Here is an 11,416-nt window from a genome sequence, read left to right as displayed (position 1 = left end):
AGGTGGGCTCGCAAACTTGTTGACCCGATTAAATTATCTGATGGTCACACAAAAGCAGTCTTATTGCTTCGCAAGTATCTTTGCACGATTTCCACATTTTTCCATGAGCGACATTCTACAAATCCCACTTCACGACTTCCATGCCGAGCAAGGCGCACGCTTCGTCAACTTCGGCGGCTGGAACATGCCCGTGCAATACACCAGCATCCTCGAAGAGCATAAGGCCGTGCGCACTGCAGCCGGTCTGTTCGACGTCAGCCACATGGGCGAGTTTATCGTCATAGGCGCAGATGCTGCCCTGTTTCTCGATAAACTGGTAGTAAATCGGATCAGCAATGCCGCCATCGGCAAAGCGGTTTATTCGCCAATGTGTGCCAGCGATGGAGGTGTCGTCGATGACTTGATTGTCTATCGCACCAGCGCAGAAGGGTTCCTCGTTTGCGTAAATGCCGGCAACATCGAAAAGGACTTTGGCTGGTTCCTCAAGCAAGCCGCTCGCTGGGAGCTCGACGTGCAGATCGAAGATCGATCCGATGAGTATGCGCTGCTCGCGCTCCAAGGGCCAAAGGCCATCGCAATACTCGAAGCCATCGGCTTCGAAACCGTCAACCAGATCAAGAAATTCTGCCACGCATTACTACCCTTCGCAGGCGAAAAGGTGCGCGTCTGCCGCACCGGCTATACGGGCGAGGATGGGTTCGAAATCTATGCCTCCCCCAAAGCGGCCGAGACACTGGCCCGCGAGATCATGGGCAAAGGCGAGCCTTTCGGCGTAAAGCTCTGCGGCCTAGGCTGCCGCGACAGCCTCCGCCTCGAGGCGGGGTATCCACTCTACGGCCACGAATTGAGCGATAGCATTACCCCCCTCGAAGCCAGCCTCGACTGGACAGTGAAACTCCAGAAGGACGACTTCATTGGCAAAAACGCGCTCACCGAGCAAAAGGAGAGCGGCATCCCACGCCGCGTCATTCATTTCAAGCTCGAAGGGCGCCGCATTGCACGTGAAGGCACCTCCGTAGTAAACACCGATGGCCAGGTCGTCGGCCAAGTGCTCTCTGGCACGCTCTCTCCAATCCTGGGCCGCCCAATCGGCAGTGCCATCGTAGCAACGACGGCAACAGAGACACCGCTCTACGTCGACCTACGCGGCAACCATATCGCACTTGAAGTTGCCCAACCGCCGCTACATAAGTAGCCAGCAGTTCTACTTGCTTAATTAACATGACACAGCACACCAAACACTCGGCTTGGGCACTTTGCCTCATCCTTATCACTGCCCTGCTCTCGGGGTGCGCATCCACAGTTGGTCTCAACGACGACAAGCCAAATGGCTTCGCCTACGTAGAGATCAACGGTAGCGATACTGCGCTCATCAAAGCAGCGGCGATCGAAGTCTTCTCGCAAAAAGAAGGCTTTGAAGTTGTCAGGGATACTGGCAACACGGTGCGCTTCACCAAAGATGGCTCTAAAGCGACGACCATCCTTTACGGCACCTCCTTTAACACTGACAGCACAACCATTGAACCAGAGCTCAGCGTCGAGACACTCAATGATGGCAACCACCGACTACACTGCGAAGTCTATATCATGGAGCATATGAACGACGGCGCTGTTAAACCTGGCTGGCGTGTCCTCAAAAACGGCCACCGCGGCTACATGAAGCTACTGAATGAGGTCAAAGACCTCTCGGAAACGAAATAAGCTCACACAGCCGCAGGCCCGATCCTGGAGCATGATTTAAAAAGACATTACCACCGTATTGTCTTTTTCCCATCATTAGGTTGCATTCGTTTCAGTTAGGCACCATAAAGCTCCTAACCATTCTGATTACCCAAACCATCCGAGCATACCCTCGAAAAATGAAGCGATTATCCGTCCTACTCTTCTGCATTCTGGCGAACCTAACATTCGCCGCTGACCCCGAGATCGAACAACTCAAGAACGAGCTCGAAGCACTCAAAGAGCTCTACGTCTCAAAGATCGGTGAAGTCGAAACACGACTTGCAGCCATCGAGCAGCGCGAGAAGTCAATGAAGCAGACAGTCACCGAAGTGCACCAGACAGTCACCACCGTCCAGCAGGACGTGCAAGAAGTCCGAAGCTTACCAAATGGTGCCTTTACCTCGGGGTTCAACCCCGACTTGTTCAGCTTCTATGGTTACATGCGCGCAGGCTACGGCCAGGATAAAGACCACACTGAACAGGAGAAGTTTATTCTACCTGGCGCCGGCGCCGCTTATCGACTCGGCAATGAAAGCGATACCTACCTCGAAACAGGCTTCTCCTATTTTCATATCGATGAAGACAATGACAGCGACTCACCCGTCTTCGGCACACACCTCATGCTTGCCTATTCGACCCAGGATAAAAGCACTGAAACTGAAAGTAATACTTCACTACGCCAAGTATATGTCACCGCCAAAAACGTCCTACCTGGTCAACCAGATGCCACTGTATGGGGCGGCCAACGCTACTACCGGCGCCATGACGTGCACATGAACGACTTTTACTGGCTCGACATGAGCGGCTACGGTGGCGGCATCGAAGACTACGACCTAGGCTTCGCCACAGGATCGATCGCATGGATCGGCGGCACGAGCGACGACTTCACTGGCACCGACACGATCATCCCAGATGACCTCGAAAACACGGACAAGAACAACTTCGACGTGCGCCTCAACGATATCGATCTCGGAATCGGCATGGGGAACCTCTGGCTAAACTACGCGCACTACAAGTTTGACGATGGAGGCAGCACTAATGATAGCGCCGACGGCTACGCAGTCGGTTTCTGGCTCGAGAACGAACTCGGCGAGAACAGCAAGAATACCGCAATCATTCAGTATGGCACTGGTGTCGCCACCAACTTTAACAGCTTCAGCCCATTCGCCCGTGGACTTAGCAATATATCAATCGAGGATCCAAAAGATCCAACTAAAACAATCGTCGATCCTAGCTACGATGCCGATGACCAATCACGCCTACGCATTATGGACGTGATCGATTATTCATTCAGCGAGAAGCTCAGCATGCAGGCAGTCGCGATCTATCAAAAAGATGACCTCGGCTTAGATAATGACTCCGACATCACTTGGTATTCTGTCGGCGTTCGTCCAGTTTACGACTTCACCGAACTCTACAGTCTCGCATTTGAAGCAGGCTACGATTACTCCGAACTTCAAGGAGGCGAAGACGGCGGCTTAATGAAGTTCACCATCGCGCCGCAAATCACACCGGACTTCGGCTTCTTCTCGCGTCCTGCGATCCGCCTCTTTTTCACCTATGCCACATGGTCCAACGCATACAAAGGTGAGATCGGCGGCACTACCTACGACAAAGATACCTCCGGCATCAGCTACGGCGTGCAGGTCGAATCATGGTGGTAAGCTTTACCCCCCTACGTATGAACCCTTCGTCAATGGGCTTAACCGCCCATTGACGAAAAACTTTAGAGGCGGACTTAGCCTCCAGCACAGGTGGCGAAAACCATTTGCTTTCTTCAGATTGGATTTAATGGCCGAAGTGCTTACTGAGGGACTGCGCCTGCGCCGACCACAGCGTGCTAGACCCGCGTGCTAGACCCGCGTGCTAGACCCGCGTGCTAGTTGTGGACTGAGGTTCGGCGGACGAGACGGAAGGGTTCTTTGCAGTGCTTTGATACCGTTTCTCGAAAGGCGTGAGCCATTAAATTAGAGGTAGCGCCGTGCGCCCCGCGCGCCATTGCATACTCAGGCGTGCGGCGGCTTGGACGTCCGCCTCTACCTGGGACATTCGACAGTAGCGCCTTCGAGACGGACCTGCGCTACCAGCCCAGACCTTTTAAGAAAGGGTATTATACTCACGCGCATCAAGTATTGTGATTTGTGAAATCGAAGCATCTGGCGTAGGGGTGCTGCTTGCCGTTTCGACAGGCTCAAGGCCCAGAGCTTGTCGAAGGGCGGCACCCGCGAAGGCAGCTAAAGTTTTACAACTTCCTATGCGTGTCGCCTTTGCGCGGGCTTCGCAAGCAAAGCCCCTACAGCAAGATAGCACTTTTCACAAATCATGATGCGCGTGAGTATACATGAATCTGTCAGGTAATGTGCTGAAAACCACCTCGGTCGGGCAAGCCCACCACTCCTCCTAAATCAGGAGGAGAGTTAAAACACATCACTCATCGATCCTACTGACGTTAAAAGTGAGGAACAAAGATATAGGAGATGCTTCGCAGGGCAGGAGCCCAAAGAACCGCGTTCATCGTGACAACTTGAACATACAAAAATATGAGTAAAGTTCAGCGTGGAGGCCATCCCTCCCTAATGTGCTATGGGAACAATCACACTTCTTAATCCTTAAAAGAGTAGTTAGAAGACAGTAGTCAGAAGCTGAATATCAGTGTTTTATGAAGAATCTCCGATTCGCCAAATTGGCGGCGTCAAACTCGGCCGCAAGCACTTCATTACCAAAGACTAACTTCTAACTCCTGACTCTAGGTGAATGCACGGCAGTATAAGTCCGTGACATTCCGACATGCCTATTGATGACCTCAAACGAAGCTAGGCCTGATAGGGTGAGTGATCCCACAAACACAGAAGACTAATCGTCCGAGCCCTTGCGCAGCGACTGCTCATCCATCCAGTTGGGACCACGGCTAAACTTCTGGCCCTTTGGCTCGCCTCCGGCTGTCCAATCAAAAAAAGCGCTCAAGTCCCTCTTGGGCGCTTCTACAGTGGCAGCAGTCTCCAGCTCACCGGCAGGCGCCACGACCTCTCCAACGGCTGGTGCGCCCCCAACCGACTCTTCCAATTCCACCTCTAAGGCTTCGACAATTGGCATCTGCTCAGGACGCGGAATCGTCTTCAAGGAAAACTCCATCAACTCGTCGCCACGCATCACCGCAATTGAAGTAAATTGATTCGCTCTGATAAAGAAGACAGCCCCCGGCACATCGGAGACATTATGAATCGGATGTCCAGCAATCGAAACCAAGTGGTCGCCTTTCAATAAACCAGCTTCATCAGCGGGCGCGCCTTCCACCACAGAGGATAAATACACCGCATTCTCAGAATCCGTGCCCAACAATTCACCCACTTCAAAGCCCATCCAGCTATGAATGATATGCCCGGAAAACAAAAGATCGTCGCGCACACGTGCCAACGCAGCGACTGGTAAACAATAGGACGCATCCAGCTCCGTAATCGATGCCACCGACATCCCGAGAAATTGCCCATTAATATCTAAGATCGGGCAACCGCCCTGCCCCGCATCGACTGAAATCGAGGTGCGCATATACGCAGTCGGAAACACTTTATTGCCCAGCTTCTTATCCATCCCCGTAACTAGCCCCATCGAGGGTGAAGGCTCAAAGTCAAGCGGACACGCAATCGCAATGGCAATCGCCCCCAAGCGAGGCTGCGTCACATTCGGATCCATCGATATAATGGCAAAATCCTCTGGCAACTCCAGCACGCGTAGCACTGAGACATTCGTCAGACGATCATGCCCAATTGCCTCTGCTGCATAGGGCTTGCCCTTATATTCGATCCAGACGCGATCTGCACCTGCAGCGCGACTGGCGCTCACGAGCACATGTCCTTCGCGACTAATAAAAAAGCCCGTGCCCACTCGTAGCATCACTTGCGCTTTACCATCTTCGTCGGGGCCTCGGTAGGCCGCCTTCACACGAACGACGGCATCCTTATTCTGCTCAAACACATCGATTAGGCGTTGTTGCAGAGCAAGTGCATCTACAGAAGCGGCACACACATGCACCGAACCTGCGACCAACAAAAGAGCAATCCACCCAAGTCTGAGCATAAGTCGAAACACTAGTAGACTAAACTAGCCACACCAGTCGAAGCAAACGAGACACGCGCGTGCGCAGTATCACCAGAATAAGCGGAGGCTTCATACGACGCGACTTGCATGCTCTCCATGCCAAAATCACGAACGAAGTTCACATCGTTGGCAGATTCATTAACGGAGATGCGGTCGGCATGATAATCTGCAGCACTGTTCAAATCAGCAATTTCAGCCAATGACAGCGATGCAACAGCCACTTCAACCGGAGCACTGACTGCTTCAACTGCAGGTGCTTGAGCCATTTCGATGAGCGGCATTGGCGCAACTGCAAAACTCTCAGGCCCTGCCACAGGTTGAAACGCAGGACGCACCACAACCATCGCCACCACTGCGGCCGCAGCAGCCACTGCGATACTCTGACCAATACGCCCCGAGAACGCACGTGTCAGCTGAAAATACCAAGGGTCTTTCTTAACCAAGGTCTGGAGCATGCGTTGGTGCAAATCTCGGTCGAAATCATTCCAGAATGCATCCGACGGACGTTCCGATCGCTTCAAACGAAGCAGATCTTCTAAATTGATGTCAGCAGGGCGCTCTTCAGGTAGTTTAGACATAGATGAATAATGAATCGCAGTCGGCTTATGCCAGATAGTCCTTTAAATATGATTGGAGTTGTTGTTTTGCATAGTGCAAGCGAGAGCGCACCGTGCCCACCGAAGTCTTGGTGATCTCAGCAATCTCAGCATGGCCGAGGCCTTCAATTTCATGTAAAACAACAACAGTTCGATGCTTAGGAGACAGCTTTTGCAGCGAATCGTTCAATTTTTCCTGTAATTCTTGAACTAAAGCTCCTTTTTCGGTGCGAGTCTTCGCAGTCAAATTCTCAAAAATCTCAGTCGTAGAGACCTCTTCGTTAATATTTTCGTAGCTAATATAGCGACGGCGACTGCGCTTCTTCAGAAACGTCATCGTCGTATTAATCGCAATTCGATAGATCCAAGTAAAAAAGGACGACTTGCCTCTGAAGCGGCCAATCGCCTGAAACGCTTTAATGAAGGTCTCCTGTGTCAGATCCGAAGCATCTTCGCGGTTACTCGTCATGTTATAAACGACGGAGAAGATGTGCTCGCGATACTTCTGCACCAACTGGTCAAAGGCACCGACATTGCCAGCTTGCACACGCTGCACGACTGCCCAATCGAGGTCGCGCTCCGAGAGCGGAGCGTCCTGCGCCGGAGCGAAGGTCTTGGAGACTGAGCCTGTGGTTGCCATTAAGATACTTGAGCTAAAGCAATTCTTCTGAAGATTGCAAGGAAGCAACGTTGATAGACCAATTACATTAAAACACCCTTCATCCATGACTAAACCGCGCCCCACAGCCATAGATAGTAAAACATAATCGAGGTTTGCCGTCCTCGAAGGATTTTACACTATTGACAGTTGCACCACGAATTATGGTAACAGTTACCGCTTACTCATGCACAAGTCGCGTATAGTCATCACAGGCGTCGGCCTGACCTCGCCCAACGGCAACACTCTCGAGGAATATCGTAAGAATCTCCTCGCTGGGGTCGCTGGCGTTCAAATCATCGATATGCGCTACATGGGCAAAGTTCCTGCCGGTGTGTGCGACTTCGATCCAAAGAAGTATCAGACCCGCAAAGAACTGCGCGTCGGCACTCGTGCTGGTAGCATCGCCGTCTATTCTGCCCACGAGGCGATTAATGATAGCGGGCTGGACTTTGAGAATTTCGATAAGAGCCGTATCGGCGTCTATGTCGGCACCACCGAGCACGGCAATGTCGAGACCGAGAACGAGGTGTATAACATCTCGAAGTTCGACTACGACACACGTTTTTGGACACACCACCACAATCCACGCACCGTCGCCAATAACCCGGCGGGCGAGATCACCATCAACATGGGGATCACCGGACCGCACTACACCATCGGTGCAGCCTGCGCAGCGGGAAATGCGGGACTCATCCAAGCGCTACAGATGCTCCGCCTCGGCGAAGTCGATGTCGCCCTCGCAGGTGGCGTCAGTGAAAGTATTCAATCGTTCGGCATCTTCGCCGGCTTCAAGAGCCAAGGCGCCCTCGGCTCTCATGAGACGGATGTCAACAAGACCAGCCGCCCCTTTGATAAGACCCGTAACGGTATCGTCGTCTCCGAAGGTGGCGCCATCTACGTATTAGAGCGCCTCGACGACGCACTTGCCCGCGGCGCTGATATCGTTGCTGAAATCGTCGGCTACCGTATCAATTCCGACGCTGGCGACTACGTTTTACCCGATCCGGTGCGCCAATCTGAGTGCATGCGCGCCGCCCTCAAGGTCGCAGGCATGCAACCTGAAGATGTCGATCTGGTCAATACGCACGCCACCTCGACCCCGATGGGCGACATTCAGGAGTGCAAAGCGATCCGCGAAGTCTTTGGCGACAGCCCAACGACCTACGTCAACAACACCAAGAGCTACATCGGCCACTGCATGGGTGCCGCCGGAGCGCTGGAGCTGGCAGGCAATCTCCCCTCTTTTAAGGACAACATCATTCACCCAACCATCAACGTCGATGATCTCGACCCCGAGTGCGCCGTGCCAAATCTGGTCATAAATGAGCCACTCAAGGTTGACGAAGTGAAAGTTATCCTCAACAACTCCTTCGGCATGCTCGGAATCAACTCCGCTCTCATCGTTAAAAAATACGAAGATTAAGCACCCGCATCAGTCAAACTACACCATACATCACCCATTTTTAAAATGACAGAAGATCAAGTAAAACAAATCGTCATCGATATCATCGCAGAAATCGCGCCCGATGAGGACACTTCCAACATCAAGCCAGAGATCAAACTCCGCGAGCAGCTTGACCTCGATTCCATGGACTTCCTCGACATCGTCATGGAACTCCGCAAGCAGCATAACATCGAAGTGCCAGAGGCGGACTACCCGCAACTCGCATCGCTCGATACCTGCGCGGCTTACTTGACTCCCAAGTTCAACGCATAGCTTTTCGAGGCGTTCAGCCTCGACCCACCACGTAGCACAGGCATCCTGCCTGTGTTTCGTCGTATCTGGAAGTGAGATAGACATTCCTGTCTGTCCGCAAAGTGAAACAGACATTCCTGTCTGTCCCATCAGAGTCAGCACTCACCCTACGCAACAGGCAAGAATGCCTGTATCACATGCCTCCCATGAAACCCTCAGACCTCGACAACCAACACTTTGAAACCGTCATCATCGGCGCAGGCATGGCAGGGATGGCCGCAGGCATCCGGCTCGCACTCGCAGGCAAGCATGTCATCATTCTGGAGCGCCACAACGCCAGCGGCGGGCTCAACTCGTTCTACAGCATCGAGGGGCGTAAATACGACGTCGGCCTGCATGCGATGACCAACTTCGTGCCGAAGGGCACCAAAGGCACGCCACTCACCAAACTGCTACGCCAGCTACGCATCCCCTACGACGCGCTCGATCTCTGCCAACAAAACGGTTCCCGTATCGCCTTCCCAGGCGCTGAGCTCGAATTTAGCAACGACTTCGCACTGTTTGAAACCGAAGTCGCCCGCGCCTTTCCCAAGCAAATTGACGGCTTTCGTGCCCTGGCCGAAGAAGTGCGCACCCTCGACGCGTTCAACCTCGGAGCCATTCCGACCTCCGCTCGTGCCGCGGTGCAACGCCACATTTCCGATCCGCTCCTTGAAGATATGATCTTCTGCCCCGTCATGTATTACGGCAGCGCCGAAGAGCACGACATGGACTACGGCCAGTTCAGCATCATGTTTCGCTCGCTGTTCTTCGAAGGCTTCGCCCGCCCCTTCGACGGCGTGCGCGTGATTATTAAGCTGCTCCAGGATAAATACCGCTCACTCGGCGGCATCCGCAAAATGAAGTGTGGCATCAAGCAGATCCACACCAACGGCAACAAGGCCTCCGCCATCGAACTCGATAACGGCGCAGTCCTCACTGCCGATAAGATCATTTCCACCGCTGGCGTCGTCGAAACCACCCGCATGTGCGCGGATCAACCCGCCGACGCCGCGAGTGAAAACATCGGCCAACTCAGCTTCACTGAGACAATTACCGCGCTCAACAAGCAGCCCGCCGAGTTCGGCTGGGACGACACCATCATCTTTTTCAATACCCGCGAACGCTTCCACTACGCAGGCGTGCACGACGAGCTCGTCGATCCCACCAGCGGCGTGATCTGCTTCCCAAACAACTATCAATACGGCGACGGCCGCCAGCTCGACGAAGGCTTTCTACGCATCACTGCGATGGCCAACCACGACCAATGGTGCGCCCTAAGCCCCGCGGACTACCTCGCGCAGAAAGCGCACTGGTATGCCGAGCTTCAGAAAGTTGCGCTCGGCATTCTGCCCGCGCCGAAGAACGGACTCAGCCTCGACGATGCCCGCATCGCCAGTGACATGTTCACGCCACGCACCGTGCGCAAGTTTACCGGGCACCTACAAGGCGCGATCTATGGCGCGCCCAACAAGATCAAGGACGGCCGCACCCATTTGGACAACCTCTACCTAGCAGGCACCGACCAAGGCTTCTTGGGCATCATCGGCGCGATGCTCAGCGGCATCTCGATGGCGAACCTGCACGTGCTGCAGGGAGACTAAGCAGTTTGGGACATGAAAAAGCCCGGGCATTTTCATGCCCGGGCTTTGTGAAATAAAACGATCGGAGATTATTCGTCGCCGGTTTCTTCTTTAGCCTTCTTGTCTTTCTTAGACTTCTTTCCTTTAGCGGCCTTAAACTCTTCGAGAGAAAGCTCACCACTCTTATCAGTGTCGAGCTTGTCGAATTGCTTAGTCAGTCCCTTATTTTTAGCGACTTCATCTTTTGAGAGGCCTTCGCTTTTATCAGCATCCAGCTTCTCAAATACTTTAGTTGGGTTGGGTGCTTTCTTTTTGCCTCCGCCTTCCTCATTATTGACCGCTTGAACAGCAGTAGGAATGACGCAAGCAGCGAAGATCGCGCTCAGGATTAATGCTTTTACCTTCATTGATATATCCTTTTGTGGGGGGTTAAAGTAGACATAATATCGCCTACCAATTCTCGATTTGACAGTTTCTTTGCGCTTTACAAGCGCAATTGTCGAGTGTGCACCTGATTTACTGTTTACTACTAAATCCCATAAATAAGTTAGTATGCTCAAATCAGCCCGGAGGCCACGCAAGTGAACGTCCGCCAAGCACGTGCACATGCATATGGGGCACGGTCTCGCCACCATCGGCTCCATTGTTAATCACTACCCGAAAGCCGCCTTCGAGGTTCAGCTTTTTGGCGACGGCAGCCGCTGTCAGCAGCAAGTGCCCCAGCACTGCCTGATTCTCAGCGGTGGCCTCTGCCACGCGTGGGATCAGCTGCTTCGGGATTACCAAAAAGTGGGTCGGCGCCTGCGGATCAATATCATGAATGACAATGCATTGATCGTCTTCGTATTCGATATTAGCAGGAATTTCGCGGGCGATGATTTTTTCGAACAATGTGCTCATGGCTCCCGATAAAAGCACAATGCGTTTTTGACGCCAGCAGATATTCCATCAGGCATGCGGTTGCCGAATCTGAAAGTAGGTGACTTGCTTGCCTGACATGAGCCTGCCGAATGTAGTTCGTCAC

11 protein-coding genes are annotated in these 11,416 nt (G+C 53.0%); 6 read left to right on the top strand and 5 right to left on the bottom strand.

Going from position 1 to position 11,416, the window contains the following annotated elements:
* Positions 1 to 103: 103 nt before the first annotated feature.
* The 3 genes from gcvT (at position 104) to GZZ87_RS05690 (ending at position 3,386) form a co-directional block, all read left to right on the top strand.
* Positions 104 to 1,195, top strand: a complete 1,092-nt coding sequence (gene gcvT, locus GZZ87_RS05700) for a glycine cleavage system aminomethyltransferase GcvT (protein ID WP_162025561.1) — start codon at positions 104 to 106, stop codon at positions 1,193 to 1,195.
* 26 nt (positions 1,196 to 1,221) lie between these two features.
* Positions 1,222 to 1,701 carry a hypothetical protein gene (locus GZZ87_RS05695; protein WP_162025560.1) on the top strand — a complete coding sequence of 160 codons (480 nt, stop codon included), beginning with the start codon at positions 1,222 to 1,224 and terminating at the stop codon, positions 1,699 to 1,701.
* A gap of 158 nt (positions 1,702 to 1,859) precedes the next feature.
* Positions 1,860 to 3,386: a carbohydrate porin gene (locus tag GZZ87_RS05690; protein ID WP_162025559.1), complete on the top strand. Its 1,527-nt coding sequence runs from the start codon at positions 1,860 to 1,862 to the stop codon at positions 3,384 to 3,386.
* A 1,189-nt stretch (positions 3,387 to 4,575) separates the two neighbouring features.
* Here the strand turns inward: GZZ87_RS05690 and GZZ87_RS05685 are convergent.
* From GZZ87_RS05685 to GZZ87_RS05675, 3 genes are read right to left on the bottom strand one after another with little or no spacing between them, the layout of a single operon-like run.
* Positions 4,576 to 5,796, bottom strand: coding sequence for a S1C family serine protease (locus GZZ87_RS05685; RefSeq protein ID WP_162025558.1), 1,221 nt, complete (start codon positions 5,794 to 5,796; stop codon positions 4,576 to 4,578).
* An 11-nt stretch (positions 5,797 to 5,807) separates the two neighbouring features.
* Positions 5,808 to 6,395, bottom strand: a complete 588-nt coding sequence (locus GZZ87_RS05680) for a hypothetical protein (protein ID WP_162025557.1) — start codon at positions 6,393 to 6,395, stop codon at positions 5,808 to 5,810.
* A gap of 25 nt (positions 6,396 to 6,420) precedes the next feature.
* Positions 6,421 to 7,053 (bottom strand): sigma-70 family RNA polymerase sigma factor, encoded by a 633-nt coding sequence (locus GZZ87_RS05675; protein WP_162025556.1) that lies wholly within the window; start codon positions 7,051 to 7,053, stop codon positions 6,421 to 6,423.
* A 205-nt stretch (positions 7,054 to 7,258) separates the two neighbouring features.
* On the opposite strand from GZZ87_RS05675, the gene GZZ87_RS05670 reads away from it, so the two are divergent.
* The 3 genes from GZZ87_RS05670 (at position 7,259) to GZZ87_RS05660 (ending at position 10,413) form a co-directional block, all read left to right on the top strand.
* Positions 7,259 to 8,497 carry a beta-ketoacyl-[acyl-carrier-protein] synthase family protein gene (locus tag GZZ87_RS05670; protein WP_162025555.1) on the top strand — a complete coding sequence of 413 codons (1,239 nt, stop codon included), beginning with the start codon at positions 7,259 to 7,261 and terminating at the stop codon, positions 8,495 to 8,497.
* 45 nt (positions 8,498 to 8,542) lie between these two features.
* Positions 8,543 to 8,791, top strand: a complete 249-nt coding sequence (locus tag GZZ87_RS05665; protein WP_162025554.1) for a phosphopantetheine-binding protein — start codon at positions 8,543 to 8,545, stop codon at positions 8,789 to 8,791.
* A 185-nt stretch (positions 8,792 to 8,976) separates the two neighbouring features.
* The gene (locus GZZ87_RS05660) at positions 8,977 to 10,413 is read left to right on the top strand and encodes an FAD-dependent oxidoreductase (RefSeq protein WP_162025553.1); all 1,437 of its coding nucleotides are present in this window, start codon (positions 8,977 to 8,979) and stop codon (positions 10,411 to 10,413) included.
* A gap of 68 nt (positions 10,414 to 10,481) precedes the next feature.
* On the opposite strand, the gene GZZ87_RS05655 is transcribed toward GZZ87_RS05660, so the two are convergent.
* Both GZZ87_RS05655 and GZZ87_RS05650 read right to left on the bottom strand, forming a co-directional pair.
* A complete protein-coding gene (locus GZZ87_RS05655; protein WP_162025552.1) occupies positions 10,482 to 10,799 on the bottom strand; it encodes a hypothetical protein in 318 nt (105 codons plus the stop codon).
* A 154-nt stretch (positions 10,800 to 10,953) separates the two neighbouring features.
* The gene (locus GZZ87_RS05650; RefSeq protein ID WP_162025551.1) at positions 10,954 to 11,292 is read right to left on the bottom strand and encodes a histidine triad nucleotide-binding protein; all 339 of its coding nucleotides are present in this window, start codon (positions 11,290 to 11,292) and stop codon (positions 10,954 to 10,956) included.
* Positions 11,293 to 11,416: the final 124 nt, after the last annotated feature.

Source organism: Lentimonas sp. CC4 (assembly GCF_902728235.1).
GTDB lineage: Bacteria > Verrucomicrobiota > Verrucomicrobiia > Opitutales > Coraliomargaritaceae > Lentimonas.
The sequence above is the reverse complement of the archived record's forward strand: the minus strand, read 5'-3'. Positions and strand labels throughout refer to the sequence as shown.